A 26,427-nucleotide genomic window follows, 5' to 3' on the forward strand; every position below is an offset into this window, starting at 1 on the left:
GGCCGCCCTCGGCAAGTCCGCCGCCGACGGTCCCGCGGCCGCCGAGCCCAAGCAGGGTGGCGGCGTGCTGGGCAACCTGGGCGGCAAGCTGCCCCCCGGCATGGAGCTGCCTCCGGGCTTCGACCCCTCCAAGCTCCGGCTGCCCGGCCAGAACTAACCGCCGCCGGGTCCCACCTCCCGGCGGCCCACCGCCGCCGCGTGGGTCCCGGCTCCCGGCGGCCCGCCGCCGCGTGGGTTTCGGTTCCTGGCGTCGCCGCTGCTGCGTGGGCCCCGGTCCCTGGCGCCGTCGCTGCGCTGATCCCGGCTCCCGGCGGTCCGGCGCTGCTACGGGCTTCTGCCTAGGCTGCCCACATCGACGACACCACACCCTCGATGCCTGGCGAGTGGCCGTCCCTTGGTGGGCGCCTTTGCGACGGTCGCACGGGTTGTGGGCTGTAGCACGCCTGCATCTGGGTGCGTCGCGTCCTCAGAGCCTGCCAGCCGCCCACTGCCCGAACGCCGGTCCGGACACGCCGCCGCCCAATGGCGCCCGCCGACCCGATGCGGCTGCGTCTCGTGGGGCCTGCGTCCGGCCACGTCCGCATCCGTGCGCGCCCAAGCCCGTGCGTGGCCAGCCCGTGCGCGTGCTGCGACCGACCGCGTCCCCGCGCCCGTGCGCGCCCTCGTCCGAGTGCGCATCCGTGCGGAGGACTGTGATGGTCGAGTCCTCGATAGCATGGGCAAAGACCCTCGCCAGCGCGTTCGACCAGGTCGCGGGCGGTGTCGAGCCGACGTGAGGCGTTCGGGCAGGGGCGGCGCGGCGCGCCGTAGAGGGAGGTCGATGGCAGTGCCGTCGATCTGGCACAATGGCATGTTGGAACATCGTGACCAGGCGGGTGCCCTCTCACCTCCCGCCGGACGCGCCTGTCCCTGGAGCGTCGTCCCGTCGTGCCCCACTCGGCGAGATGCCGTTCACCCACGCTCGAATGCAGGAGAGACCACACCCGTGGCAGTCAAGATCAAGCTCAAGCGGCTCGGCATGATCCGCAACGCTCAATACCGCATCGTCGTCGCCGACAGCCGCACCAAGCGTGACGGCCGGGCGATCGAAGAGATCGGCCTGTACCACCCGAAGGAAGACCCTTCGCGCATCGAGGTCAACGCTGAGCGCGCGGCCTACTGGCTGGGTGTCGGCGCGCAGCCGACCGAGCCCGTACTCAAGCTGCTCAAGCTCACCGGTGACTGGCAGAAGTTCAAGGGCGAGCCCGCCCCGGCGCCGCTGAAGGTGGCCGAGCCCGCGCCTGACCGTCACGCCCTCTACGAGGCCGCGGCTAAGGAGGCCCTGTCCGGTGGCGACACCGGCACGGCGGCCACCACGCCGAAGAAGGCCAAGAAGAAGGAAGAGGCCGAGGCCCCCGCCGAGACCCAGACCGAGGGCGAGGCCTGACGTGCTCGAGGAGGCTCTCGAGCACCTCGTTAAGGGCATCGTCGAACATCCAGACGATGTCCGGGTCCGCGCACGCCGCATTCGCAGCGGGCGCGTCCTGGAGGTCCGGGTGCACCCCGAGGACCTGGGCAAGGTCATCGGACGCGGCGGGCGCACCGCCAAGGCGCTGCGCACCGTTGTGAACGCCCTGGCCGACGGGAAGTACGTACGGGTCGATCTACTCGATCTGCACGAAACAGTCCGTTAGCGTCAGGTTTCTGCGCCCTCATCGGCTTTGCCGGCCGATGGGGGCGCTTGCGTTAGGAGTTCATGTTGCAGCTGGTCGTCGGCCGGATAGGCCGTCCGCATGGGGTACGTGGTGACGTGACCGTCGAGGTGCTCACCGACGATCCTGAGCTGCGCTTCGCCGTGGGCATGTCGATCACGACGGATCCCGGCGACAGGGGGCCGCTCGTCATCGAGGGCCGCCGCTGGCACAAGGACATCCTGCTGCTGGCGTTCGAGGGCGTTCACGACCGCGACGCGGCGGAGGAGTTGCGGGGCACCATGCTGGTCATCGACTCGGCCGACGTGGCGCCGTCGGACGACCCCGACGAGTTCCACGATCACGAGCTCATCGGCCTGGCCGTGGAGACAGCCTCGGGGGAGCCCGTGGGCGAGGTCACCGACGTCCTGCACCACGGCCAGGATCTCCTGGTGGTGCGGAGGAGCGGGGCGGACGAGGCGCTCATCCCGTTCGTCAAGGCCCTGGTACCTGAGGTCGACCTGGAGGCGGGCCGGCTGGTCGTCGATCCGCCAGAGGGCCTGCTGTGATGCGGCTCGACATCATCACGATCTTCCCGGAGTACTTCGCGCCGCTCGACGTCTCGCTGATCGGCAAGGCCCGTGAGCGCGGGACGCTCGACGTACGCGTACACCAGCTCCGGGACTGGACCCACGACGTGCACAAGACCGTGGACGACACCCCCTACGGCGGGGGACCCGGCATGGTCATGAAGCCCGAGGTGTGGGGCGAGGCCATCGACTCCCTGATCGGGGACGGCACGCCGCGGATGATCGTGCCGACGCCGAGCGGGCGGCCGTTCACGCAGGAGCTGGCTCAGGAGCTGGCGGAGGAGCCGTGGCTGCTGTTCGCGTGCGGGCGGTACGAGGGCATCGACTCGCGCGTCATCGCTGAGTACGGCTCGCGGCTGCGCGTGGACGAGGTCAGCATCGGCGACTACGTGCTGGCCGGTGGCGAGGTGGCGGTGCTGGTCATGGTCGAGGCCGTCGGCAGGCTGCTGCCCGGCGTGCTCGGCAACGCCCAGTCGGTCGTGGACGACTCTTTCGCGCCCGGTTCCATGAGGAATCTGGTGGAAGGTCCCGTCTACACAAAGCCGCCCGTCTGGCGGGGGCATGAGGTGCCCGATGTGCTGCTGTCCGGGCATCACGGGAAAGTCGCCAGATGGCGGCGGGATCAGGCGCTACGCCGTACCGTTCTGAACAGGCCAGAGCTGGCGGCGGCGCTCGACCCCGACACGCTCGACAAGCACGACAGAAAGCTCCTCGATGAGCTCTCGTTTCGCGTCGGGCCAGAAGATATGGCAAACTGAATCGCTGCCGACCATCATTTGGTTGGTCTGTCATGCCCGGGAAACGGTCCCGGGTTCACCACATCAGCAGGCGCGTCCGCCGCGAGCCACGGCCGGGTGGACCTCCGCGTGCTTACGAGGACTTGAGGACAGCTCTCATGCACACGAAGATCCAGGAGCTCGAGAAGGCGACCCTGCGCAGCGACGTGCCGGGTTTCCGCCCCGGTGACACGCTCGAGGTTCACGTACGAGTCGTCGAAGGCAACCGCTCCCGTGTCCAGGTCTTCAAGGGCTTCGTGCTGCGCAGGCAGGGCAGCGGCGCCCGCGAGACTTTCACGGTCCGCAAGGTCAGCTACGGCGTCGGCGTCGAGCGTACCTTCCCCGTGCACAGCCCGGTCATCGAGAAGATCGTGCTCTTGACCCGCGGTGACGTCCGTCGCGCCAAGCTCTACTACATGCGTGACCTCCGCGGTAAGGCCGCTCGCATTCGCGAGAAGCGCGAGACCACGGCCGCGAAGTAACCTGGTCTTTCCCGATGGCCCGCGCCTTCCGCGGGCCATTCGGCTTTACAGGCCGTTTCCTTTATGCGGAGCGACTCGTGCATGGGTGTAACGTCGGTCGAGGCTTGTCGAGCCGACGCATCATCTAGGCTCGTCAGCGATGACTAGCGAGAGCCAGGAGCACGGCGCTGCGCGCCGCCCTGTCGAGGACGAGGTGGACGTGGTCGCCGAAGAGACTCAGAAGCCGGCAACAGACGGGAAAAAGGAGAAGAAGGGGTCGTTCTGGAAAGAGCTTCCCGTTCTTGTCGTCGTCGCACTGGTGCTGGCCCTGATCATCAAGACGTTTGTGGTCCAGGCCTTCTACATTCCGTCGGAGTCGATGGAAAACACCCTGCTGAAAAACGACAGGGTCCTGGTCAACAAGATCGTCTACCACACGCGTGACATCGAGCGCGGCGACGTGGTGGTGTTCTCGGGCGTCGACTCCTGGGACGGTGAGTTCCAGATGGAGGAGCCGTCCAACCCGGTGGCGGGGTTCTTCCGGTGGGTCGGCACGGCGTTCGGCCTCGTGCCCGGCGAGAAGGACTACATCAAGCGGGTCATCGGCGTCGGAGGCGACCACGTCAAGTGCTGCGACGCCAAGGGACGCATCACGGTCAACGGCACGGCCATCGACGAAGAGAGCTATCTCTATCCGGGCAACGTGCCGTCCGACAGGTTCTTCGACATCACAGTGCCGGATGGGCGGCTGTGGGTGATGGGCGACCACCGGTCGGTCTCGCTCGACTCCCGCTCCCACACCGGAGATGCCGGTGGCGGCTCCATCCCCGTCAGTCAGGTTGTCGGGCGCGCCTTCGTGATCGTCTGGCCGTTCAACCGGGCGACCTCGATTGACATCCCCGACACGTTCGCGCAGCCCGCGCTCCAGGCGCTCGGTGGCTCCGTGCCGCTGGTCGCCGGGTTCGGGCTGGTCGTACCCTTGGTCCTGGTTCGCCGCCGCTGGCGCGGTAGGAGGCGTTGATGGCCGTCACCAAGAAGGCGGAGGGCGTGGGGAAAGAGAAGAAGAAGGGCGGTTTCCGCGAGACCGTCCTGCTGCTGGTCCTGGGCGTGGGCATCGCGCTGTTGCTGCAGGCGTTCGTGGTCGGCTCGTTCTACATCCCGTCCGTGTCGATGGAGAACACCCTGCTGATCAACGACCGGGTCTTCGTCAACAAGCTCGCGGGCAAGCCCGAGCGCGGCGACATCGTGGTGTTCAAGGGCTGGACCAGCGGCGAGGACACCATCAAGCGGGTCATCGGCGTCGGTGGCGACAAGGTGGTGTGCTGCGACTCCAAGAAGCGCATCACCGTCAACGGCACGCCGCTCGACGAGGCGTCCTATCTCTACCCCGGTGATTACCCTTCCGGCGACAAGTTCGACGTCACCGTGCCTGCCGGGAAACTCTGGCTGATGGGCGACCACCGCAGCGCCTCGGCCGACTCGCGCGCCCACATGGAGGAGCCCGGAAGCGGGTTCATCTCGGAGAACGACGTGATCGGCAAGGCCGTGGTGCGTTACTGGCCGCTGTCGCGGGGCTATCTCTTCTCGCGTCCCGACACTTTCGACAAGGTCAAGTAGCGGTCGCTTTCGGTCGCGGTTGGCAGCGTATGGGGCGTACGCTGCCTCTGTCATGACAGTTGCGTTCCGCCCTCGACCGAGCGTCGTCCGGCGTGATTCCGGACTCTACGCCTATGAGCGGGCGCTCGCCCGCCGCGGCCTCACCCCCATCGCGGGCGTCGACGAGGCCGGCCGCGGCGCCTGTGCGGGGCCCCTCGTCGTCGCGGCCGTGATCCTGCGCAGGCAGATCGACGGCCTCGGCGACTCCAAGTTGCTGAGCCCGGCGGTGCGCGAACGCCTCTACGACCAGATCATGCGCGTCTCCCACGTCGGTATCGTGATCATCCCGCCGGGGGAGATCGACGCTAAAGGTCTTCACAAGTGCAACGTTTCAGGAATGCGGCGAGCTGTCGCACAGTTGCTTTGTGACCCGGAGTACATCTTGACGGACGGCTTCCCGGTGCCGGGGCTGCCGGCGCCGTCGCTGGCCGTGTGGAAGGGGGACCAGGTGGCTGCTTGCGTGGCGGCCGCGTCGATCGTGGCCAAGGTGACTCGAGACCGTCTCATGGTCGCGCTCGACGGGCGTTACCCGCAGTATGGCTTCGCGGAGCACAAAGGGTATGTCACACCAGGACACCGGCTGGCGCTGGAAACGCACGGGCCGTGTCCTGATCACCGTTACTCCTTCGTCACGGTGGCGAGGGAGATGGGTGAAAATGAAATGGGGGCCGGGGTTGCCTGACCAGGCGAACCGGGGGACCGGTACGACAGGAGGACCGCGATGAGCGCAGAGGATCTCGAAAAGTACGAAACCGAGATGGAGCTGCAGCTTTACCGCGAATACCGGGATGTCGTCGGTTTGTTCACATACGTGGTGGAGACTGAGCGGCGGTTCTATCTGACCAACTCGGTCGATCTCGACGTCCGTACCGCGGAGAACGGCGACGTCTTCTTCGACGTGAAGATGCAGGACGCCTGGGTGTGGGACATGTATCGGCCGGCCCGGTTCGTGAAGAACGTGCGGGTGGTCACGTTTAAGGACGTGAACGTGGAGGAACTGGCCAAGGCGGACCTGGAGATGCCCAAGGAGGGATTCTCGGGGTAACGGCCCAGGTGCCGGGGCTCCTCGGAATTCTCCGCCCTGGGGAGCGTGGCCTTCGTGCGCCTTTTGCCTTCTCCTCGTGGGTGCTGGTTCGTTCACGCGCACCCGATGTTCTCTGGCGCCCATTCTCCCTCTGAGCATCAGCCTTTCGGTGAGCACCGGCCTTCCGGTGAGCACCGGCACCTCTTGGGCACCCGCCCATCGCTGAGCACCGGCCCCTCTGGGCGCCGGGCTCTCGACGGGCACTCCGCCTCTGGGCACTCGTCCCGCGCCGAGCACCGGCCCCTCTGAGCTCCCGACGGGCACTCTGCCCCTGGTCACCCGCTTCGCCCCGCGCCGAGCACCAGCCCCTCGCACATCATTTGCCCTCTTGGGCCCTTCACCCTCTATGGGCGCCGGCCCTTTCGCATGCTCAGGACCTCGCGTGCTCGCAGGAGGCGCCGTCATGAGCTTCCGCCGTCAATTCCGGCACCCGGTTTCACCGGGGCGGGCCCCACGCCGTCCCAAGCCAGCGGCACGCATTGCATTCCCGAGCTCCACCGCATGCCTGAGCCCCTCAAGGCCGCGATCCGCATGCCCGAGGCCTGTAGGCGGCGCACCACGTTCTAGAGCTACGAGCCGGCGAGCCGGCGCTCGCATGCCGCCTCTGCCGCGTCAGCGCCCACATCCGCAAGAGCTGGCGCCCCACGAGCCCGCACCATGACTGAGCCCCTGTCACATGGCGCAAGTCCTCTGGCTCTCGACGCACCATCCACAACCGACCGGTAAACAAGGCCCTTCATCCCCAGAACGCCGTTCGGCCCCTCCTCCACCACCCCTCATCCGCGAAGGTCAGTGCCCGGATCACGAGCGGACCGACGGAGGTGGCACATGGCCGCGAAGCAGGACCTAGAGCTCGGCAAACAAGGCGAACAGGTAGCCGTGACGTACCTGGAGGCCAAAGGGATGAAAATAATCGACCGTAACTGGCGCTGCCGCCACGGCGAGATCGACATCATCGCCGAAGACGGCCCCAACCTGGTCGTCGTCGAGGTCAAAACCCGATCCGGCAGATCCCACGGCACAGCCCTGGAGTCCGTGAGCCCGGCCAAGCTGGCCCGGCTTCGGATGCTCGCGGCCAAATGGCTGGCCACGCAGCCGCGCACGTTCGACGCCGTACGGGTGGATGTGATCGCCCTTGAGCGCTTCGCCGGTGACTTCGCCCTGAACCACGTACGGGGGGCGATCTAGATGGCCGTGGCCCGCACCCGCAGCGTTGCCGTGATCGGAGTCACGGGCCGCACCGTCGAGGTCGAGGCCGACGTGGGCAACGGCCTCGCAGGCATCCACCTCATCGGCCTTCCCGACACAGCGCTCAGCGAAGCCCGCGACCGGGTCAGATCCGCCACAGTCAACAGCAGCTACCCCTGGCCCGACGCCCGCATCATCGTCAGCCTCTTCCCGGCCAGCCTCCCCAAACGAGGGTCCCAGTTCGATCTGGCCGTAGCAGTGGCCATCCTGAGCGCCGCCGGCGTGATCCCCGCCGAACGCATCGCGGAGCTGTTCTTCCTGGGCGAGCTCGGCCTCGACGGCCGTATACGCCCCGTACGCGGCGTGCTGCCCTCAATCCTCGGCGCGGCCAAACATGGGGACGTCACGGTCGTCGTCCCCTCCGCGAACTCAGCCGAGGCCAGCCTGGTGCCCAACGTGAAGGTGGTCCCGGTCGCGCACCTGCGCCAGCTCGTGGAATGGCTGCGCAAGGGCGAAGACACGCCGGAGCCTCGGGTTGAGGAGTACGCGGAGCCGTCCAGGTGCACCACCGACCCGACGGTGGACCTGGCGGACGTGGTGGGCCAGCCGGTCGCCCGGCGGGCGCTTGAGGTGTGTGCGGCAGGTGGCCACAACCTCTGGATGCTCGGCCCACCGGGCACCGGCAAGACCATGCTGGCCGAGCGCCTGCCCACCCTCCTGCCGGACCTGGAGCTCGACCACGCCCTGGAGGTCACGGCCATCCACTCGGTCGCGGGCGTCCTGCCACCCAACGCACCCATGATGAGCAGGCCCCCGTTCGTCGCTCCGCACCACACGGCGACGTCAGCAGCGATCATCGGTGGCGGGAGCGCGATCGTGCGCCCAGGGGCGGTCTCCCTCGCTCACAGGGGTGTCCTCTTCCTGGACGAGGCCCCGGAGTTCCCCCGCCACGTCCTCGACGCGCTGCGGCAGCCGCTGGAGTCCGGCCGCGTGACGGTCTCCAGATCGGCGGGCTCGGTCACGTTCCCGGCGAGGTTCATGCTGGTGCTGGCCGCCAACCCCTGCCCCTGCGCCCAGGCGGAAGACCAGGGCGAGACCTGCAGGTGCACCCCAACGATCAGGCGCCGCTACCTGGGCCGGCTCTCCGGCCCGCTCCTCGACCGCATCGACATGAAGGTCACCGTGGTCCGCTCGTCCAGACGCGAACTCCTGGCTGACCGCCAGTTCGTGGAGACGAGCAAGACAGTGGCCGAACGCGTGCTCGTGGCCCGCGAACGAGCCGCCAAACGCCTGACCGGCACCCCTTGGCGTACGAACGCCGAAATCCCCTCGTCCCTCCTCCATTCCGACTACCGCCCATCCAACGAGGCCATGAAGCCCATGACGTCCTGCCTGGACTCAGGCGCCCTCACCGCCCGCGGCTTGGACCGTGTCGTACGCGTCGCCTGGACCCTCGCCGACCTGGCCGACAAGGATGCCCCGGAGCAGGACGAAACCAACGCCGCCCTCGGCTTCTGGCTCGGGGTGCAGCCGTGATGCCAACACCCCTCCCTCGCCAACAATCAAGCCCCGGCAGCTGGTGCAACCCCCGCGGGGGCCGAGTTCCGACACCTGCTCCAGCCGTTCCGGCACCTGCTCCAGCCCCGGCGTCGTGCCAAGTGGTGCTTGGCGCGGTCGGGTTGTGCTCAGCGCTGCTTCGCGCACCGCCCAGGATCGCGCACCGCCCAGGATCGCGCACCGCCCAGGATCGCGCTCAGTCCTGGATCGCGTTCGGACCCCGCGTCGGGTTGGACCCTCACCCTCCAGCACACATCGCGCGGTCTCACAGGTTCCGAGTCCCCGGCAGCTGGTCCAGTTGGCGTCGCGGCCCACACCACCTCTAGCAGCCCTGCATCCCTATAGGAGGCCTCATGTCCGCCCCACCCTCAGAAGCACACGCGCATCCCGCGCCTTCACCAGCCGCTGCCCCTGGCGCGACTTCGTCTGAGGCCCTGCCCAGCCCAGCATCGGACGGCAGCGTGACAGGGGTCCTTGCGGAAAGAGCCGTTGCCGGCGGCTCCCCAGAAGCCACCTCGACCCGGAGCAGCGCCGGCACCACTGACAGCACCGTCACTCCTAGAGACGCTTCCACCGGCATTTCCATTGACGCGTCCACCTCCACCAGTATCACGTCCGCCGTCGGCGCAGACACCAGCACCGCCACCGGCATAGGCGCCCACCCCGCCATCGGCATCGCCATCGGCACCGGCACCGGCACCGCCATCGGCACCGCCATCGGCATCGGCACCGGCACCGCCATCGGCACCGGCACCGCCATCGGCACCGGCACCGGCGTGGGCATTGGCACCGGCGTGGGCATTGGCGTGGGCATTGGCGTGGACACCGCTACTGCCGCTGGCATTGGCGTAGGCGCGGACATCTCCATGCGGACCCAACCCCAGTCCACACAGACCAAACCCCACCCCACACAGACCCAACCCGAGATCCAGACCCAACAAGAGCACCAGCGCCAGACCCAGTCTCAGACCCAGACCCGGACCCGGACCCGGACCCGGACCCAGACCCGGACCCGGACCCAGACCCGGACCCAGACCGAGGCTGAGGCCAGAGCCGCTCTCATGAGGGCCGCTGACGTCGGGGACCCGATCATGGGTCGCTTGGTAATGCAGTACGGCGCTCCAACCGCAGTGGAGGCGATTCGCGCACGCGCCCTGCCGGCCGAGTTCGCAGCCCAAGAGGCCCAACGAGCCCGGGAAGCCCAGCAAGACCGCGCCCCCGACCTGGCCGCCCGCCTGAACGCCTGGCACGCCCGCTTGGCGGCCGCCAACCCGGCAGCGGACCTCGAAGCCGGTGAGAAATCCGGAGCCAGATTGATCATTCCCGGCAGCCCCGAATGGCCCACCCAACTAGACCAGCTGGGCGCCGGCCGTCCCCTTGGCCTGTGGCTCCATGGTACGGCCGACCTCCGCTTCTCCTGCCTCAAATCCGTCGCGGTGGTCGGGGCCAGAGCCGCCACGTCGTACGGCACCCACATCGCTGCCGAGTTCGGCGTAGGCCTCAGCGAGTCAGGCTGGACCGTGGTGTCTGGAGGCGCCTACGGCGTGGACGGCGCGGCCCACCGAGGCGCCCTGGCCGGCGACTCGCCGACGGTGGTCGTCCTGGCCTGCGGCGTGGACATCTGCTACCCGGCGGGCCACGACACGTTGTTCGCCGCCGCCAGAGGCCAGGGCGTTGTGGTCAGCGAGTGCCCGCCCGGCGTCCACCCCACCCGAGCCCGTTTCCTGATCAGAAACCGCCTGATAGCCGCCCTGTCGAGGGGCACGGTGGTGGTGGAAGCAGCCCTGCGCAGCGGCGCTCTCAACACAGTTGCCCACGCCCTGTCCCTCAACAGACACCTGGGCGCAGTCCCCGGCCCGATCACGTCAAACATGTCAGCGGGCTGCCACAAACTCCTCCGCGAACGCAAAGCCGTATGCGTCACCTCACCAGAGGAAATGATCGACCTCGTCGGCGTGATAGGCGACGACCTGGCCCCTCAAACCCGAGCCCCGGCGGTCCCCAGAGACAAACTCAACGAGACCACCCGTAAGGTCCTGGACGCGATCCCCTCCCGAGGCGGTGCAGGCCCGGCATCCATTGCGGTCGTCGCAGGCGTAAGCCTGGACACCGCCTTGAGCGCTCTTGGCGGCCTAGCAGCCGCGGGCTACATAGAACGAACCACGAACGGCTGGCGCCTGCACAAGCAAGCGGCCTCCTACCGCAAAGCCCCAGACTCCGCGATCCTTGAACCGCCACCTACGCCAGAGCTCGACCCAACCGACGACCCCCCATTCCCGGACGACGACTTCCGCCCCTAGATACGGCCGGTCGTAGCTGGGAGGAGTGCCGTTGAGGCTAAGCAAGGAACATCCACATCCGAGGAGGACGTCTGGGTGGGTCCGAAGGACTTCGGGCTGGCTAGGGCATGGGGCATCCGGTCAGACGAGGGGTGGCCAGCCGGTCCCAAGGGGGCTCTCTGCTCGCTCGAGGGGTGTGTTCGGCGAGGGTCCGAGGGGCGACGCCTGGCCGACTCTGAGGGTTTCCGCCCGTACGAGGGCTGGTTCGGTCACGTCCGGGAGCTTGGCCTGACGGCGCGGCGGCTTGGGTCCCTGTTGGTTGCGGCGGGCGGCGGCTTGGGGTCCCTTGAGGTGGTGGCGAGCGGCGATGTGGGGTCTCTCGCGGCGGCGGGCGGCGGTGTGGCGGTCCTTGGGGTGGGGGTTCTGTGAGGTGGTGGTGCCGGTGGCTCGTGAGGTGGCGGCGATTCGAAGTCACTGCGCGCGCCGGGCACTTCGTTGGTAAGGGTGCGAGGGTGTTTCTTGTGAGAAGGCAGTCAGCTGACGGGGCTGTCGTCAGGGGCGGTCATGAGAGGAGCTGTGGATGGGAATCTCGGGTGCGGAGGGAGATGTCGGTTTGGGGATGAGTTGGAGTGTTGGGCGGGACGAAGTGGTGGCGGAGTTTGGTCGGCATCTGCGGTTTGAGAGGGATCTTTCACCGCATACGGTGCGGGCGTACCTGGCTGACGTGAACTCGCTGCTTGATCACGTGGATGGGCGGCTCGAGGGGCTTGACATCGGGGTGCTGCGAGAGTGGCTGGCTGAGCAGCACCGCGCGGGGAAGGCTCGGGCTACTTTGGCGCGGCGGACCGCTTGCGTTCGTACCTTCACCGCTTACTGCCATCGCCGCGGTTGGCTGGGCGCGGATCCCGGATTGCTGCTGGGAAGCGCCAAGGCGGCACGGCCGTTGCCTTCCGTGCTCGATCAGGAGCAGGCGCAGGCGGTCCTGGAGGTGCCTTCGACTGTGGAGCCCAAGGAACTGCGGGATCAGGCCATCCTTGAGCTGCTGTACGCCACCGGTGTGCGGGTGAGTGAGTTGTGTGCGCTGGATGTCGATGATGTGGATCGGGATCGGCGCGTCGTCAGGGTGCTGGGCAAGGGGCGTAAGGAACGATCTGTACCGTTTGGGTTGCCTGCTCTCCGGGCGGTGGACAGGTGGCGCATTCACGGGCGGCCGTTGTGGGTGCGGGCTCGGTCAGGTGCTGCTCTCTTCCTTGGGGTACGGGGTGGGCGCATCGATGCGGGGACCGTTCGGCGAGTGGTGCATGCGCGGCTGGCTCAGGTGGACGGGGTGCCGGACATGGGGCCGCATGGGTTGCGGCACAGCGCGGCGACTCACTTGCTCGAGGGCGGTGCGGATCTGCGGAGTGTGCAGGAGTTGCTCGGGCACGCGTCACTGAACAGCACGCAGATCTACACGCATGTCTCGATTGAGCGTCTGAGGGCGGCGTATCGGCAGGCGCATCCAAGGGCCTGATGGCTGGGACTCGCGCAGAGGTCGCACCGTTACCGCGGTTGGGGAGGTCCGGGGTGGTGACTGGGCGCGCCGCTGATCGATCTTCGAGTTCGCTGTTGGCTCTCTTCAGTCCCTTCTTGGTGCTGGTCGACCTCGTTGGCTCGCGTCTTGGTGTTGGTGCATTCCTTCCAGGTAAGGCCGGCCGTCTCTAGGGGCGGAAATCGTCGTCCTGGCGTTGGGCTTCGCGTTGATGGCCTTGCTCGCTGGTGAGTCCTCCTCCTCTCATTGCGATGGCGGGTGGCGGTGTTTTCGGGGCCTTCTTCTGTGGCGGTGCCTGCGGTGTTGGCCTCCTCTCTGCGTGTGCTGGGCCGTCCGGGTACGTCGGTGGCGGCGTAGGGCTGTGATCAGGAGGGCTATCCCAAGCAGTGCGCCCAGAGCGATGGCGGGTGTCGTGGGAGTGGAGGCTGAGCGAGTCAGGAAACCGAGGTTCGTGGTCTGAGGGGCGGGTCTCTGTCGCTGCCTCGAGGCGGTCGGCGGGGTGGCGTTCGGGGGCGTCAGGGGTGGTTGCTGTGGGACTGGCAGGCCGTCGTGAGGGGGTGGTGGTTGTGGGGTTGGCCGGCCGTTGTGAAGGGGTGGTGGGGTATTGCTGGCGGCGTTCGTGGTCAGGGTTGGCTTTGCTGGGGTCATGGCGAGGGCTGTGGGATGTCTTGGGGGGAGAGAGCGGGGAGCTGTTGGGGATCCTGATTGGTGCTGGCTGAGGGCCAGCGTGATCTCGCTGCCGGCCGCCGGCTGCCCGAGAGTGTCCGCGTCTACTGGCCCGAAGGCGTTCTGATTCATGGGCCAGAAGGGGAGGAGGCGGATGGGGGCGTGGCCCAGGAGCAGGAGGGGATCGAGGTAGTGGGTGCCGCGTCGGAGGCCCCAATGCAGACAGGACTCCTGGCAGTGACCTGTCGAGGCTTCTACGACGCCAAGTCTGGATCCTGAGGTGACGGGTTGGCCTCGGCGTACCGACGCTTTGACAGGGAGGTACGTCGTCCGGAGGCCGCCCTCGTGCTCGATGGTGATCACCCCTCTTCCGGCTACCGGGCCGGCGAAGCGAACCGTGCCCGGTCCCGCCGCCAGGACCGGGGTGGCTGCAGGGGCGGCCAGGTCGAGGCCGCGGTGTCCGGCGAGCCATGGCTCGGGCGGTGGGGCGAAGGGGCGCAGGATGCGGGGGTGTCCGTCCAACGGCCAGCGCCAGGTGGGTGGAGAGGCTCTTGCCGGGAGAGCCGGGAAGAAGATCATCGCGACGGCGAAGAGCAGTGTTAGTGCTGCCAGGGCTCCCCTGGTCGGCTTGAGGCGTCGGTGGACGGGCAACTCGGGGCGGGAGCATGGGTCTGGCTGGGTTGTTCTGCGGGGGTGGACTTCCTGCCTTGTCGTCAGGAGGTGGAGGAGGCGCGGGTGGTTGTTGGGGGTGGATGCGTGTGTGTTGTGCGCCGCGGGGTGGGGTCGGCCATGGGCATTTGGAGGCACGGGGGTGGCTGAGGGGTGGCGGGTCGGTGATGGTGACCGGTGGGGTGTTGGGGTGGGGTTTCGGTGGGAGTTCATGGCGCGAGTGTGGTTGGTCGCGCCGGGGTGGCGGGGAGGCGAACGGGATTCTGTGGATGGAGCGAGGCGCAGTTGATGGCCTGTGGATAACTCGATGGGTGATGGCCTGGGCGCGGATGAAGAGCTGCGATGATGGGGCTGCCGGACGCTGGGTCGTACAGGTCGGTGACGGTTGTGACAGTGAGCTTGGGCGGCTGCGGCAGGCGGTTGATGTGGTTAGAGGATTGAACGGCGCTTGGAAGTGATCCAGGAATCCACGTCTTGAGGCGACGTGGGGTCGATGCCTGGTGTCGTTGTGGGCGCGGGGCGTCGATGGTGCGGGCGCAGGGGAGACGTCCAGATCCAGATGGCGCTCAGGGCTATGCCTGCCGCGCAGATGAGGATCATCGGGCGTAGCCCGAGGAATTCGGCCAGGACGCCTCCTGCTATGCCGCCGAGAGCTAGGACGCCCTGCACGGCGAAGGTCATGGTGGCGTTCACCCGGCCGCGGAGCTCTGGGGTGGTTTCGCGGAGGGCGATGGCGCCCATGCAGGTGGCGAAGGCTACGACGATGCCGCCGGTGATCGTTCCGGTTAGCGCGAGTAGCGAGAGTTTCCACCACAGAGGGCCGGTCAGCAGTCCTACCGCGAGGATTTCGATGGGGAAGAAGAGCACCGAGAAGAGCAGGATGCGGTTCTCGCCGTAACGCTTGGACAGGCGGGCCGTGACCCAGGCGCCCACCAGGCCACCGATGCCGCTCAAGGCGATGAGGACGCCTATCAGGGCCTTGGGGATGTTCAGTGTGTTCACCATGTAGAGCATGTAGACGGCTGTGTACGCCATCGCGAAGAAGTTGATCGTGACGCCTGCACCCAGGAGGGCGCGGAGGACGGGGTGGGTGACGCTGGTCCGAAGACCTTCCATGACGTCGCGCCACATGCCTCGGGAGGTTGCCGGCTCGTTCTTCTCCGGAGTCCGGATGGCGCGGAGTAAGAGGGCCGAGGTCAGGAAGGACAGCGCCTCAGCGAGTACGGCCAGCGGGGCCGTGAGGAGTTGCACCAAGAGACCCGCCAGACTGGGCCCGCTGACCGAGGCCACCGAGTAGGAGGCATGGAAGCCGGCCATCGCCTCGGTTCGCTGGGAGGGCGCGACGACTGCTGCTACATGGGGGAAGTTCGCCGCTTTGAAGAGCACACCGGCCGAGCCGATCACCAGGGCCACGGTGATCAACCAGCCGACGTTGAGGAAGCCGAGGAGCCAGGCGATGGGGACCGTGGCGGCGGCCGCGCACGATACGAGCTCGCAGACGATCATCAGCGGCCGGTGCCGGGTGAGCCTGTCAGCGATGGCGCCTGACTGGAGGCCGAGCAGGAGAGCGGGCACCGAGGCCGCGGCCGTCAGCAGTCCCATCTGGGAGGGGGAGGCGGTCAGCAGGGTCACCGCGGTCAGGGGGATGGCCAGCTTGGACACCTCTGAGCCGGTGACCGAGATGGTGCGGGCCGTCCAGAGGAGGCGGTAGTCGCGCTGCTTTCTGAGCGGGGGTGGTTCGGCTGAGCCTGTGTCGCTTACGTCGCTTATGTCAGCGTCGGGGTTGTGATCGTTGGAGCTGTGGTCATGGGCGGTCGGGTTGTGGCCGGGGTGATGGAGCTGGGCGGTGAGCTCGTGGTTCGGTTCGCAGTGCTGGGTCTCGATGGCGTGCTCTGGGTTGCGGGCGTGGGCGGCGAGGTTGTGCTGGGTGGCGCGAGGGGATGTGCTGGAGTTGTGAAGGGAACGCTTCATAACTGTGAAGATAACCCTTCATAGTTATGAAAGCAATGCTTCAGATCTAGGGGCGAGGTACCCTTGGCCGCATGAGTGAGGGGCTCAGTGATCCCAAGGCGATGCGGGCGCTGGCCCACCCGGCGCGCCTGATGATCCTCAGCCGGCTGGGCGTCGAGGGGAGCGCTACCGCCACCGAAGTGGCGGAGATCGCGGGGATCACGCCCAGCGCCGCCAGTTATCACCTGCGCATGCTGGCCAAATACGGGTTCGTTGAGGACGCGCCGCCGCGGGGGGACGGCAGGGAGCGGCTGTGGAAGACCGCGAACGCGCAGCTCAGCGTCGCGTCCTTGCCCGGCGATCAACCGGATGTGCGGGATGCCAAGGTGTCGTTGATGCTGGCGCTCCGCCGGGATGCCAACGAAGAGGCGGATCGCGCGCTGGCCCAGGTCGAAAGGGATTCCGCCGAGTGGCGGGATGTCACCCGGTTCAGCCGTACGCGGATCAGGGTCGACGCCGAAGAGATGGCTCGGCTCAACGAGTCGATCGAGAAGCTGATCGAGCCGTACCTCGCTCGCCACCGTGATGTGAAGGACGCGCCGAGCGGGGCCAGGGTCGCCGAAGTGCAGGTCAACCTCTTTCCCGTGGCGAAGAGGCCGGTGCAGGGGCTGCCTACCGAGGATCACGACTCGGCGCGCTGAGCTGATCGTCCGGCTGCTCGCTGGATCCGTCGGTCGGACGGCTGACCGCGTTGGTGGGATGGGGGCGTGTCGAGCGTGGCGCCGAAGTAGGCCGTTCGGGTCCGCCCCGACTTTGATGTTGGGGGGTTGAGGGTGTGTCGTGCGCGCCGGCTGTTCGGGTCCGCTCCCTGGCTTCAGGGGTGGTGGGTTGAGGGTGTGTCGAGTGCGGTCCCGGAGTTGGCCGCGGGGTCGGTGTGTTCTTCGTCGAGTACGCCGAGGGTCACGCGAGGCCCCATGGGCGGCTTGCACGGTGGCGTGGCGGCTCTTGGTGTGATGCCTGGGTAATCGTGATGGCGCCGGTGTGGTGGCAGAGGGGTGAGAGGTGGCCGTTTGACGGCTGACGGTCAGGCTGGGCTGGTGTGGGAGGTAGACTTTTCGGTGGCCTGTGACCACAGGCCGACTTCGCATGCCTCATTGCGGACCGCGCCATCGGTCCGGGCCACGTGCCCGGCTGGCGAGGTTTCGGGGCATCAGGGCGGCAGACTATGCGCTGTCGCGGCACAACCGAGAACCGCGCCCTTCCGCAGGGCGCCAAGACCTGGAGGACCAGCACATGGCCCCCGTCGTCACCATGCGACAGCTGCTCGAGAGCGGCGTTCACTTCGGTCACCAGACCCGGCGCTGGAACCCGAAGATGAAGCGGTTCATCTTCACCGAGCGCAACGGCATCTACATCATCGACCTGCAGAAGTCGCTCTCGTACATCGACCGCGCCTACGACTTCGTCAAGGAGACGGTCGCCCACGGCGGCACCATTCTGTTCATCGGCACCAAGAAGCAGGCTCAGGAGGCCATCTCCGAGCAGGCCGCCCGGGTCGGCATGCCCTACGTCAACCAGCGTTGGCTGGGTGGCATGCTCACCAACTTCTCCACCGTGCACAAGAGGCTCCAGCGGCTGAAGGAGCTCGAGGAGCTCGACTTCGACAACGTCGCGGGCTCGGGGCTCACCAAGAAGGAGCTCCTCATGCGGCGCCGCGAGAAGGACAAGCTCGAGCGCACGCTGGGCGGCATCCGTGACATGGGCCGCGTGCCCAGCGCGGTGTGGGTCGTCGACACCAAGAAGGAGCACATCGCGATCAGCGAGGCCAAGAAGCTTGGCATCCCTGTCGTCGCGATCCTCGACACCAACTGCGACCCCGACGAGGTCGACTACCCGATCCCGGGCAACGACGACGCCATCCGCGCCGTCGGCCTGCTGACCAGGGTCGTCGCCGACGGTGTCGCGGCCGGTCTGATGGCCCGCTCCGGTGCCGCTCGCGGTGACGAGAAGCCGGCCGCCGCCGAGCCGCTGGCTGAGTGGGAGCGCGAGCTCATCGAGCAGGGCACCGGCGAGGCTCAGGCCGAGGCGGAAGCGCCCGCTCCCGCGGCTGAGGCCGCTCCTGAGGCTCCTGCTGAGGCTCCTGAGGCCACGGCTGAGGCTGCTCCTGAGGCCGTCGCTGCTCCTGAGGCCGCTGCCCCTGAGGCCGTCGCTGCCGAGGGCGACACCGAGCAGCAGGCCTGAGGCCGAGGTTCCGGTCCGCAGGCGCCCGGGTACGGGCCCGTGCCGGCCAGGTGGGGTGAGTGTTCCACACCTGGTAGGGCGCGGGTCTCGGACCCGGTGTACAGCACGGCAAGGGGTCTCCCTGACCCGGCGGATGTCGGGCAAGGGACGGCTCCAACTGCCAGGCAAGGGGCTACGGCCCTGCTAGGCGGACACTCGCCGGGCGAGGGTCGCGGTCCTGCTGGGTGGAGGCTCTCCGGGCGAAGGTCCGTCCTGCTGGGCCTGGATCGGGCGCGCTGGTCGGGCCGGGTCGGGCTGCTGGGCCGGGTGGCGCTGGTGCTAGGCGCTGTCGGTCCAGGATGGTAAGGCAGGGTGAGGCTGGGCAGTATGCCAGGCGAGCCGGCCCCAGAAGCAAGACCAAGGCTGACGCAAGACAAAGGCTTCCGTACGGCAAGCGCCTGCCGTACCAGACACAGGGTGGGCGAACGGACTCCGGTGCCCACCCGATCCACGACGACGACGAAATCCCACAAGGAAAAAGCAATGGCTTCCGTGAACATGGCCGATGTCAAGCGGCTTCGCGAGATCACCGCTGCCGGCATGATGGACTGCAAGAAGGCGCTGGAAGAGTCCGAGGGCGACTTCGACCGCGCGATCGAGCTGCTGCGCCTCAAGGGCGCCAAGGACGTGGGCAAGCGCGAGGCGCGCACCGCCTCCAACGGCCTCGTCGCGCTCAAGCAGGAGGACGACTCCGCGGCCGCGCTGCTCGAGCTCAACTGCGAGACGGACTTCGTGGCCAAGGGCGAGCGCTTCCAGGAGCTTGCCGGCCAGGTGGTCGCGCACATCCTCGAGACCAAGCCCGCCGACGTGGCGACGCTGCTCGAGTCGTCCTTCGACGGCAAGACCGTCAAGGAGCACCTCGACGTCGCCAACGCCGCGCTCGGTGAGAAGATCGAGATCCGCCGGTTCGCGGTGCTCGAGGGCGGCTACATCGGTGCTTACATGCACAAGACCGACCCGGCGCTGCCCCCGGCGGTCGGCGTGCTGGTCCAGCTCGACAAGCCGAACTCCGAGGTCGCCAAGGACATCGCGCAGCACGCCGCCGCGATGGCCCCGCAGTACCTCAAGCCCGCCGCCGTGCCCGCCGAGGTCGTCGACAAGGAGCGCAAGCTCTTCGAGGAGATGACCCGCGAGGAGGGCAAGCCGGAGGCCGCCATCGGCAAGATCGTCGAGGGCCGCGTGAATGGCTGGTACAAGGACTTCACGCTCCTCCAGCAGGCCTTCGTCAAGGACAACAAGAAGAGCGTGGGCAAGTACGCCGAGGAGAACGGCGTCGAGGTGCAAGCCTTTGTCCGCTTCAAGGTCGGTCAGGCTTAGGCTTAGTCAAGCCCACCAGCCAGGGCGAGCAGTCAGCCGGGCAGAGCCCATCAGCTGAGGCAAGCCATCGGCTCAGGCAAGTGACAAAGCCACCAGCTCTACCGACCCACCGAACGAAGGAGGCCGCCGCCGTGCAGGACCACCGGGAGCCAGCCCACGAATCCACACGGACGGCGGCTTCCTCATCCCAAATCCCGAACAGCCCGCTGAGGTGGAAGCGGGTGATGCTGAAGCTGTCAGGAGAGGCGTTCGCCGGGAGCGAGCCGCTGGGCATCGATCCGGTGGTCGTCGATCACCTGGCCGACTCGGTCACCGAGGCGGTCAAGGAGGGCGTGCAGGTCGCGGTCGTGGTCGGCGGCGGCAACATGTTCCGCGGCGCCACCCTGTCGCAAGGAGGCATAGACCGCGCCAGGGCTGACTACATGGGCATGCTCGGCACGGTCATCAACTGCCTCGCCCTCCAGGACTTCCTCGAACGGCGGGGCGTCGAGACGCGCGTGCAGACCGCCATCACGATGCAGCAGGTGGCCGAGCCGTTCCTGCCGCGCCGCGCGATCAGGCACCTCGAGAAGGGCCGCGTGGTCATCTTCGGCGCCGGGCTCGGTTCGCCGTTCTTCTCCACCGACACCGCGGCGTCCCAACGAGCCCTGGAGATCGGCGCCGAGGCGCTGCTCAAGGGGACGCAGGTGGACGGGATCTACGACTCCGATCCACGGAAGAATCCAGACGCGGTCAGGTTCGACCATCTTGACTACGGCGAGGTGCTGCTCCGCGACCTCGCGGTCATGGACGCCACCGCGATCAGCCTGTGCAAGGACAACGATCTGCCGATCGTGGTCTTCGACCTCATGGGCGAGGGCAACATCCTGCGAGCGGTACGCGGTGAGAAAATCGGCACGCTGGTGAGTCCCACAGGCAAATGAGGGAGCGAGCCCGACACCGCCAGCTAGAAGACAGGGAGCCGCTGTGATCGACGAAACCCTCCTCGAAGCCGAGGAAAAAATGGACAAGGCCGTCTCGGTCGCGAAGGAGGACTTCGCGACGATCCGTACGGGCCGCGTCACCCCCTCGATGTTCAACAAGATCAACGCTGAGTACTACGGCACGCCGACGCCCATCCAGCAGCTGGCGTCGTTCCATGTGCCGGAGGCGCGCATGGTTCTCATCCAGCCTTACGACAAGAGCTCGATGGGCGCCATCGAAAAGGCCATCCGCGACTCCGACCTCGGCGTCAATCCCACCGACGACGGTCAGGTGATCCGCGTGACGTTCCCGGAGCTGTCCGAGGAGCGGCGCAAGGAGTACATCAAGGTCGCCAGGAACAAGGGCGAGCACGCCAAGGTGTCGGTACGCAACATCCGCCGCTCCGCCAAGGAGATCCTCGACAAGATGATCAAGGATGGCGAGGCGGGGGAGGACGAGGTCAGGCGGGCCGAGAAGGAGCTCGACGACCTCACCCAGAAGCACGTCGCGAAGATCGATGAGCTGCTCAAGCACAAGGAAGCCGAGCTGCTCGAAGTCTGAGCGGCACGCCGCAGGGTGGACCGCGTGGAGCGGGCCGCCGCGGGTGGCAGTCTTGCGCCTATGGCGGGTCGTGTTCAGCGAGCCGCCGCGGGTGGCAGTTGTGCGCCTATGGTGGGCCGCGTTCTGTGGGCCGCCGCAGGTAGCGGCTCTTGCACCTACGGCCCTCGCCCAAGGGGCGGGGGCCGTGGCTCTTGGAGAACTCTGTGAATAACCGTACGGCTGGCACCAGCTCGAGCGGCGGCAGCCGTACCGGAAGGAACCTGCCTGCCGCGATCGCGGTCGGCGTGGTGCTGGGCGCGCTCGTCCTGGGCTCCCTCTACACGATCAAGGAGCTGTTCCTCCTGGTGCTCGTCGCGGCCGTGGGCGTCGGCGTGCTGGAGCTGTCCAAGGCGTTCGCGACCCGCGACATCAAGGTGCCCGCCGTGCCGGTGGTCGCGGGCATGGCGGCGATGCAGGCGGCGGCGTACTGGGGCGGCCCGATGTGGCTGCTGGCCACGTTCGCGGTGTTCGCGTTCGTGCTGCTGATCTGGCGCATGTTCAGCGAAGGGACCGAGGGCTACGTGCGCGACGCGACGGCCTCGGTGTTCACGCTGTTCTATCCGTCGATGCTCGCGGCGTTCGCGGCCCTGTTGCTGCGTACCGCGGACGGCGACCACCGGGTGCTGATCTTCATCGCGGTGACCGTGGCCAGCGACATCGGCGGCTACATCGCGGGCGTGCTGTTCGGCCGGCACAAGATGACGGTGATCAGCCCGAAGAAGACCTGGGAGGGGTTCGCCGGGTCGGTGGTCGCGTGCACGGCGGTCGGGGCATGGCTGGTGACCTGGCTGATGCACGGCGCGATCTGGCAGGGGGCGCTGATCGGCGGGCTCGCGGCGCTGCTGGCGACCGTGGGCGACCTGGTCGAGTCGATGATCAAGCGGGATCTCGGGATCAAGGATCTGGGCACCATCCTGCCCGGCCACGGCGGCCTGATGGACCGGCTCGACTCGCTGGTGACGACGCTGGTGCCCGTCTGGCTGCTGATGACACTGTTCTTCTAGTCAATGGTGCTGGGCCTCCAGGGCCTCGCTGGTGACCGGCGAGAGCCAGAGCCACCGTACGGCCTCCCCGCCGAACGCGAATCCTGACATGTCGGGCATGTGGGGTGCGTTGGCCAGCATCAGGACGCCCGAATACCGCGGCCCCAGCGGGAACGTCGAAGGTTCGTGATACCACTTCGCCGTGTGCCCGTGGCCCAGCCACGTGACCGAGTGCCACGGATACTGCGACAGCCACACCAGCAGCAGCGCCGCGTCCCGGGGGTCCTCGCGGGTGGCCACGGCCAGCTCGATCCTGGCGTACGCGCCCGGCTTGTCGATCCACTGCTCGACCGTCGGCATGCGCTGGCAGCTCATCCCGACCGTGGACAGCACGGTGAAATCGCGGCCCTGGCGCGGCGGACGCTCGGTGATCCCGACGGTCGGCAGCCGCTCGCCGCTGGCGTCCCAGTACCTGCCCGCCGGCCCCAGCACCCGGTCCAGATGGCCCATCACGAACTGCTGGAACGACGGCCACGACCCCTCGCTGTGCCGCCAGCGCCAGTAGGACCTGGCGTTGGAGATGCGGGGCCGCAGTCCTTCGAGCGCCTCCGAGAGCGCCCAGGCGAACGGCGACTCGCCCACCGCGTCACGGGCGTAACCGGGCATGCCTCTGCTCATGTCGGCCCAGCCGGGGATGACCGCCAGCAGGTCGTCGTCCTCGTACAGGGCGACCCCGTCCCCCTCCTCGAACCACAGCGCGGTGAGCTGCCCGAGCGGCCTCCGGCCGTCCGGATGGGCGGTGTTGGCCCTGGGCATCAGCGGCGGCAGGCCGGCGTTGATCCTGGCCAGATCCACCAGGGCGGGGGCGGGGCGATGGTTGGCCAGCCAGACGGCGCCATGAACCGTGCCGTCGGGCGAGCACAGGTAAGCTACCGAGGAGTCCTCGTCCCGCTCGACCACGAGCGTCCGGCTACCGTACGGGTTGCCGGCGGCGAGCACGACCTCGGCGCCACCCTCGCCAGATGCCGACCGAAAAATCGCCATACGAGATGACTGTAGATCGGGCGGTGACCATGACGCGAGCAGGAATGTCACCTCCGATCCGAGCGTTCATTACCCTGATTGACAGCCCCTCAAGCAAAGGCAGGAACGTGTCCCAGCCTCCAGGCCAGCTCACCTTCGTCGCGCCCCGGCGGGCCAAGCCCGCACGGCACCTGGCCGACCTGTCGATGGCCGACCGGCGGGCCGCGGTCACGGAGCTGGGCGAGAAGGCGTTCCGCGCCGACCAGCTCTCCCGCCACTACTTCGAGCGCCTCACCGCCGACGTCGGCGCGATGACCGACCTGCCCGCGGCCTCCCGCGAGAAGCTCGCCGAGCTGCTGCCGGACCTGCTCACCTCGGTCAAGGAGCTGACCACCGACAGGGGCACGACGCGTAAGACGCTGTGGCGGCTGTTCGACGGGGCGCTGGTGGAGTCGGTGCTCATGCGCTATCCCGACCGGGTCACGATGTGCGTGTCGTCGCAGGCCGGTTGTGGCATGAACTGCCCGTTCTGCGCCACCGGCCAGGCAGGGCTGACCCGCAACATGTCCACCGCCGAGATCGTCGAGCAGGTCGTGGCCGGGGCCCGGGCGCTGGCGGCCGGAGAGGTGCCCGGCGGGCCGGGGCGGGTGAGCAACGTCGTGTTCATGGGCATGGGGGAGCCGCTGGCCAACTACAAGGCAGTGATCGGGGCGGTCCGCCGGCTGGTGGAGCCCGCGCCGCACGGACTCGGCATCTCGGCCCGCGGCGTCACCGTCTCCACGGTCGGGCTGGTGCCCGCGATCGGCAAGCTCGCCGACGAGGGGCTGCCTGTCACGCTGGCGCTGTCGCTGCACGCGCCCGACGACGAGCTGCGTGACACGCTGGTGCCGATCAACACGCGGTGGAAGGTGTCCGAGGTCCTCGACGCCGCCTGGGCGTACGCGGCGAAGACCAAGCGGCGCATCTCGATCGAGTACGCGCTGATCAAGGACATCAACGACCAGGAGTGGCGGGCCGACCTGCTCGGCAAGCTGGTCCGCGGCAAGCTCGTGCACGTCAACCTGATTCCGCTCAATCCGACGCCCGGGTCGAAGTGGACGGCTTCCCGGCCCGAGGACGAGCGGGCGTTCGTGCGACGGCTGGAGTTCCACGGTGTGCCGGTGACGGTGCGCGACACGCGCGGGCGCGAGATCGACGGCGCCTGCGGCCAACTCGCCGCCGCCGAGTAGCCCCCGCGCCCACGCCGACCACTCCGCCACAGCCCCGCTCCTGAGGGCGCGTGGCTGAGGCCCAGGGAAGGGCTCCGGAGCTCCTGGGCGCGTAGCTGAGGCCCTGGGAGGGCTCCGGAGGGATGGACAGGCCCCCACCGTGAAGCCGGTCGGGTGGGCCCTTTCTCAGGGAGTGCGCGTGGATCCGCCGCGAGACGGATGGGGCCGCAGGGGTGCGCTTCCCGGGGGACGGGCCGCGAACGGTCAGTGGTGGGCTATCGAGTGGGTGACGAAACCCTCGACCAGGTCGGCGACCATGCGAGCGCCCCGGCCGTTCAGGTGAACGGTGTCGGTGGTGAGCTGGAGGCCGCGACTCTTGGAGATGGCATCCAGGCTGCGGCCAAGCAGGAAGTGCTGGATCGCGGCGGTCTGCGCCAGCCGGCCTAGCTCCTGGTAGTGGGTGCCAGGCGTCCGGCCCTGCTCCTCCAGGTACGCGGTCATCCGCTCGTTGAGCGGCAGATACGTGATGCCCTCGTCAGCCGCGACCTGCTGGACGATCGCGCTGTATTCGGCCGTCCGCCGCACCGGGACCGAGCCGAGGTCCTCGCCGATGACCGGCAGGGAGAGCAGCGCCACCCGGGCCATCGTCTGGTCCTGCAGCCTCCTGGCGATGGTGGTGAGGTTGGCGGCGTAGCTCTCCGGGGTCGGGTCCGCCGAGAGCTTCCAACGCTTGCGTAGCGTCTGGGCGAGCTTCGGGCTGAGCGTGAAGTTCGCGTCGTTGGTGCCGATCAGTACGGTCACCACGTCCGGGTCCTGTCCGACGACGTCGTCGAGCCGCTTCACCGTTTCCGAGGACGGCTCGTAGTTGACCCCGGCATTGACCACGGTCGCCTCGGGCAGCCGCGCGCGGAGCATGGCCACGTAGTCGGCGCTCACCTGTGCGCGGGTGATGCTGTCACCCATGCAGATCACCTTCACCGTTGCCTCCTCTAGGGTGGGTGAGTGCTCACTAACCTACCCTACGCCGGAGCCACACGTACGCCCCGAGGCCGATCAGGCACCAGATCAGGGAGACGGAGGCGAGCTCGGGAAGCTGGTCGAGGAGGTGACCTGCGTTCGCCGCCTTCATCCAGGCGATGAGCGGCACGGTGAGCCAGTGCAGGGACGAGGCGCTGAGCAGCAGCATCACCAGGAACCCGAGCAGCAGCGCCATGATCGAGACGGCAGGGGAGCTGACGACCGCGCGACTGGTGAGCGCGCCCAGCGCGGTTCCGGTCAGCGTGGCCAGAGCGTGCAGGACGAGCACGGCGGTCAGCACGCCGGCCGTCGGGGCCTGGCTGACGCCGAGAAGGAGAGCCCAGCCCAGGCTGAGCGCCGCGAGCGCCGTACACGTCGCGAACGCCGCCACCAGCCCTGCCGCCACCTCCCTGCCCCGGCCGCCCGCCTGGATCGCGGACATCTCGCGCTGCTGGTCGGGCTCGGTGTCGAGGAGGCTCCTCGCGGCCCAGGCCAGGACGGGAATGATGAGTACGGCGCCGTCCGTGAGCACGGAGGCCTCCGCTCCCTTCGGCGCCCGGCTGCCGTAGACGATCGCCATCAGGGCCAGGGCCAGGAGGAGCGCCTGGTACACACGGTGCGAGCGGACGTAGGCGGCCAGGCGGAACGCGGCCAGGGCGATCATCCGGTCTCCTCGATCTCGCGGGCCTGGTAGCCCTCGCCGCGCATCCTGGTGAGGAAGTTGTGGAGCTCGGCCGCGGGTACGGTGACGGCGACGACCGCCTCCCGGCTCTCCTGGGAGACGGTGGCGATTCCTGCCGACGGTTCGAGGCGGGGTGCCGCCGTGCTCTCCTTGAGGTGGCCGTCCACCAGCGACCAGTGCCGGACGGCGGGAAGAGAGCGCAGGCCGCCCTGGTGGTCGCTGACGATGACGATGCCGCCGCGGCCCGCCACCTCGGCGGCGACCGAGGGCAGCGCCT

General features: G+C 68.1%; 25 protein-coding genes and 1 pseudogene. 20 read left to right on the forward strand and 6 right to left on the reverse strand.

Annotated features, from left to right (window positions below; all coding sequences use genetic code 11):
* The first annotated feature begins 985 nt into the window (after positions 1 to 985).
* The 13 genes from rpsP to AB0J09_RS22110 all read left to right on the forward strand — a co-directional run bounded on the left by rpsP (position 986) and on the right by AB0J09_RS22110 (position 12,774).
* Positions 986 to 1,426, forward strand: a complete 441-nt coding sequence (rpsP, locus tag AB0J09_RS22050) for a 30S ribosomal protein S16 (protein WP_360693930.1) — start codon at positions 986 to 988, stop codon at positions 1,424 to 1,426.
* 1 nt (position 1,427) lies between these two features.
* A complete protein-coding gene (locus AB0J09_RS22055) occupies positions 1,428 to 1,673 on the forward strand; it encodes an RNA-binding protein (RefSeq protein WP_113699978.1) in 246 nt (81 codons plus the stop codon).
* Positions 1,674 to 1,738: 65 nt separating this feature from the next.
* Positions 1,739 to 2,239: a ribosome maturation factor RimM gene (gene rimM / locus AB0J09_RS22060; RefSeq protein ID WP_360693992.1), complete on the forward strand. Its 501-nt coding sequence runs from the start codon at positions 1,739 to 1,741 to the stop codon at positions 2,237 to 2,239.
* On the forward strand, positions 2,239 to 3,018 hold the full coding sequence (gene trmD, locus AB0J09_RS22065) for a tRNA (guanosine(37)-N1)-methyltransferase TrmD (protein ID WP_360693934.1): 780 nt from the start codon (positions 2,239 to 2,241) through the stop codon (positions 3,016 to 3,018). The genes rimM and trmD overlap by 1 nt, the downstream gene beginning before the upstream one ends.
* A gap of 137 nt (positions 3,019 to 3,155) precedes the next feature.
* Positions 3,156 to 3,518 carry a 50S ribosomal protein L19 gene (gene rplS / locus AB0J09_RS22070; RefSeq protein WP_360693937.1) on the forward strand — a complete coding sequence of 121 codons (363 nt, stop codon included), beginning with the start codon at positions 3,156 to 3,158 and terminating at the stop codon, positions 3,516 to 3,518.
* Positions 3,519 to 3,657: 139 nt separating this feature from the next.
* Positions 3,658 to 4,518: a signal peptidase I gene (gene lepB, locus AB0J09_RS22075; RefSeq protein ID WP_360693940.1), complete on the forward strand. Its 861-nt coding sequence runs from the start codon at positions 3,658 to 3,660 to the stop codon at positions 4,516 to 4,518.
* The gene (gene lepB, locus AB0J09_RS22080) at positions 4,518 to 5,114 is read left to right on the forward strand and encodes a signal peptidase I (RefSeq protein ID WP_360693942.1); all 597 of its coding nucleotides are present in this window, start codon (positions 4,518 to 4,520) and stop codon (positions 5,112 to 5,114) included. Before lepB (AB0J09_RS22075) ends, lepB (AB0J09_RS22080) begins: the two co-directional genes overlap by 1 nt.
* A 52-nt stretch (positions 5,115 to 5,166) precedes the next feature.
* Positions 5,167 to 5,835 carry a ribonuclease HII gene (locus AB0J09_RS22085; protein WP_360693995.1) on the forward strand — a complete coding sequence of 223 codons (669 nt, stop codon included), beginning with the start codon at positions 5,167 to 5,169 and terminating at the stop codon, positions 5,833 to 5,835.
* Positions 5,836 to 5,874: 39 nt separating this feature from the next.
* Entirely contained in the window at positions 5,875 to 6,198 is a 324-nt protein-coding gene (locus tag AB0J09_RS22090; protein WP_026215037.1) for a DUF2469 domain-containing protein, read from the forward strand.
* Between the two features lie 867 nt (positions 6,199 to 7,065).
* Positions 7,066 to 7,425 carry a YraN family protein gene (locus tag AB0J09_RS22095; protein WP_360693945.1) on the forward strand — a complete coding sequence of 120 codons (360 nt, stop codon included), beginning with the start codon at positions 7,066 to 7,068 and terminating at the stop codon, positions 7,423 to 7,425.
* Entirely contained in the window at positions 7,426 to 8,961 is a 1,536-nt protein-coding gene (locus AB0J09_RS22100) for a YifB family Mg chelatase-like AAA ATPase (protein ID WP_360693948.1), read from the forward strand.
* Between the two features lie 482 nt (positions 8,962 to 9,443).
* Entirely contained in the window at positions 9,444 to 11,282 is a 1,839-nt protein-coding gene (dprA, locus tag AB0J09_RS22105) for a DNA-processing protein DprA (RefSeq protein WP_360693951.1), read from the forward strand.
* A gap of 559 nt (positions 11,283 to 11,841) precedes the next feature.
* Positions 11,842 to 12,774, forward strand: coding sequence for a tyrosine recombinase XerC (locus AB0J09_RS22110; RefSeq protein WP_360693955.1), 933 nt, complete (start codon positions 11,842 to 11,844; stop codon positions 12,772 to 12,774).
* A 261-nt stretch (positions 12,775 to 13,035) separates the two neighbouring features.
* Here AB0J09_RS22110 and AB0J09_RS22115 read toward each other — a convergent pair whose 3' ends face one another.
* Together AB0J09_RS22115 and AB0J09_RS22120 are read right to left on the reverse strand one after the other, a co-directional pair.
* A complete protein-coding gene (locus tag AB0J09_RS22115) occupies positions 13,036 to 14,340 on the reverse strand; it encodes a peptidoglycan DD-metalloendopeptidase family protein (protein ID WP_360693958.1) in 1,305 nt (434 codons plus the stop codon).
* A gap of 216 nt (positions 14,341 to 14,556) precedes the next feature.
* Positions 14,557 to 16,098, reverse strand: coding sequence for an MFS transporter (locus tag AB0J09_RS22120; protein WP_360693961.1), 1,542 nt, complete (start codon positions 16,096 to 16,098; stop codon positions 14,557 to 14,559).
* A gap of 101 nt (positions 16,099 to 16,199) precedes the next feature.
* Here AB0J09_RS22120 and AB0J09_RS22125 point away from each other — a divergent pair, with 101 nt between their 5' ends.
* The 6 genes from AB0J09_RS22125 (at position 16,200) to AB0J09_RS22150 (ending at position 22,241) form a co-directional block, all read left to right on the forward strand.
* Positions 16,200 to 16,778 (forward strand): helix-turn-helix domain-containing protein, encoded by a 579-nt coding sequence (locus AB0J09_RS22125; protein ID WP_360693964.1) that lies wholly within the window; start codon positions 16,200 to 16,202, stop codon positions 16,776 to 16,778.
* 592 nt (positions 16,779 to 17,370) lie between these two features.
* Entirely contained in the window at positions 17,371 to 18,318 is a 948-nt protein-coding gene (gene rpsB, locus AB0J09_RS22130; protein ID WP_360693967.1) for a 30S ribosomal protein S2, read from the forward strand.
* A gap of 522 nt (positions 18,319 to 18,840) precedes the next feature.
* Entirely contained in the window at positions 18,841 to 19,674 is an 834-nt protein-coding gene (gene tsf, locus AB0J09_RS22135) for a translation elongation factor Ts (protein ID WP_360693971.1), read from the forward strand.
* Positions 19,675 to 19,898: 224 nt separating this feature from the next.
* Complete coding sequence (pyrH, locus tag AB0J09_RS22140) at positions 19,899 to 20,597, forward strand: UMP kinase (protein WP_360693998.1); 699 nt, start codon at positions 19,899 to 19,901, stop codon at positions 20,595 to 20,597.
* 43 nt (positions 20,598 to 20,640) lie between these two features.
* Positions 20,641 to 21,198, forward strand: a complete 558-nt coding sequence (gene frr / locus AB0J09_RS22145) for a ribosome recycling factor (RefSeq protein WP_360693974.1) — start codon at positions 20,641 to 20,643, stop codon at positions 21,196 to 21,198.
* Between the two features lie 203 nt (positions 21,199 to 21,401).
* Positions 21,402 to 22,241 carry a phosphatidate cytidylyltransferase gene (locus AB0J09_RS22150; RefSeq protein ID WP_360693977.1) on the forward strand — a complete coding sequence of 280 codons (840 nt, stop codon included), beginning with the start codon at positions 21,402 to 21,404 and terminating at the stop codon, positions 22,239 to 22,241.
* Here AB0J09_RS22150 and AB0J09_RS22155 read toward each other — a convergent pair whose 3' ends face one another.
* Positions 22,242 to 23,264: a suppressor of fused domain protein gene (locus tag AB0J09_RS22155; RefSeq protein ID WP_360693980.1), complete on the reverse strand. Its 1,023-nt coding sequence runs from the start codon at positions 23,262 to 23,264 to the stop codon at positions 22,242 to 22,244.
* A 107-nt stretch (positions 23,265 to 23,371) separates the two neighbouring features.
* On the opposite strand from AB0J09_RS22155, the gene rlmN reads away from it, so the two are divergent.
* A complete protein-coding gene (gene rlmN / locus AB0J09_RS22160) occupies positions 23,372 to 24,472 on the forward strand; it encodes a 23S rRNA (adenine(2503)-C(2))-methyltransferase RlmN (protein WP_360693983.1) in 1,101 nt (366 codons plus the stop codon).
* 243 nt (positions 24,473 to 24,715) lie between these two features.
* On the opposite strand, the gene AB0J09_RS22165 is transcribed toward rlmN, so the two are convergent.
* The 3 genes and pseudogenes from AB0J09_RS22165 to AB0J09_RS22175 all read right to left on the reverse strand — a co-directional run.
* Entirely contained in the window at positions 24,716 to 25,414 is a 699-nt protein-coding gene (locus AB0J09_RS22165) for an SGNH/GDSL hydrolase family protein (RefSeq protein ID WP_360693986.1), read from the reverse strand.
* Positions 25,415 to 25,460: 46 nt separating this feature from the next.
* The gene (locus tag AB0J09_RS22170) at positions 25,461 to 26,132 is read right to left on the reverse strand and encodes a hypothetical protein (protein WP_360693989.1); all 672 of its coding nucleotides are present in this window, start codon (positions 26,130 to 26,132) and stop codon (positions 25,461 to 25,463) included.
* Positions 26,129 to 26,427 (reverse strand): annotated as a pseudogene (locus AB0J09_RS22175) (hypothetical protein); the annotation flags it as partial. The pseudogene AB0J09_RS22175 and the gene AB0J09_RS22170, both read right to left, overlap by 4 nt.

This window comes from Nonomuraea sp. NPDC049784, assembly GCF_040659615.1.
Taxonomy (GTDB): Bacteria; Actinomycetota; Actinomycetes; order Streptosporangiales; family Streptosporangiaceae; genus Nonomuraea.

Coding starts and splice junctions, on each gene's coding strand:
- trmD (WP_360693934.1), top strand. CDS start 2,239: ATGCGGCTCGACATCATCACGATCTTCCCGGAGTACTTCGCGCCGCTC.
- AB0J09_RS22110 (WP_360693955.1), top strand. CDS start 11,842: ATGGGAATCTCGGGTGCGGAGGGAGATGTCGGTTTGGGGATGAGTTGG.
- AB0J09_RS22090 (WP_026215037.1), top strand. CDS start 5,875: ATGAGCGCAGAGGATCTCGAAAAGTACGAAACCGAGATGGAGCTGCAG.
- AB0J09_RS22170 (WP_360693989.1), bottom strand. CDS start 26,132: ATGATCGCCCTGGCCGCGTTCCGCCTGGCCGCCTACGTCCGCTCGCAC.
- pyrH (WP_360693998.1), top strand. CDS start 19,899: ATGCTGAAGCTGTCAGGAGAGGCGTTCGCCGGGAGCGAGCCGCTGGGC.
- lepB (WP_360693940.1), top strand. CDS start 3,658: ATGACTAGCGAGAGCCAGGAGCACGGCGCTGCGCGCCGCCCTGTCGAG.
- AB0J09_RS22165 (WP_360693986.1), bottom strand. CDS start 25,414: ATGGGTGACAGCATCACCCGCGCACAGGTGAGCGCCGACTACGTGGCC.
- rpsB (WP_360693967.1), top strand. CDS start 17,371: ATGGCCCCCGTCGTCACCATGCGACAGCTGCTCGAGAGCGGCGTTCAC.
- AB0J09_RS22085 (WP_360693995.1), top strand. CDS start 5,167: ATGACAGTTGCGTTCCGCCCTCGACCGAGCGTCGTCCGGCGTGATTCC.
- tsf (WP_360693971.1), top strand. CDS start 18,841: ATGGCTTCCGTGAACATGGCCGATGTCAAGCGGCTTCGCGAGATCACC.
- AB0J09_RS22115 (WP_360693958.1), bottom strand. CDS start 14,340: ATGAACTCCCACCGAAACCCCACCCCAACACCCCACCGGTCACCATCA.
- lepB (WP_360693942.1), top strand. CDS start 4,518: ATGGCCGTCACCAAGAAGGCGGAGGGCGTGGGGAAAGAGAAGAAGAAG.
- AB0J09_RS22155 (WP_360693980.1), bottom strand. CDS start 23,264: ATGGCGATTTTTCGGTCGGCATCTGGCGAGGGTGGCGCCGAGGTCGTG.
- AB0J09_RS22120 (WP_360693961.1), bottom strand. CDS start 16,098: ATGAAGCGTTCCCTTCACAACTCCAGCACATCCCCTCGCGCCACCCAG.
- AB0J09_RS22095 (WP_360693945.1), top strand. CDS start 7,066: ATGGCCGCGAAGCAGGACCTAGAGCTCGGCAAACAAGGCGAACAGGTA.
- AB0J09_RS22125 (WP_360693964.1), top strand. CDS start 16,200: ATGCGGGCGCTGGCCCACCCGGCGCGCCTGATGATCCTCAGCCGGCTG.
- rplS (WP_360693937.1), top strand. CDS start 3,156: ATGCACACGAAGATCCAGGAGCTCGAGAAGGCGACCCTGCGCAGCGAC.
- AB0J09_RS22100 (WP_360693948.1), top strand. CDS start 7,426: ATGGCCGTGGCCCGCACCCGCAGCGTTGCCGTGATCGGAGTCACGGGC.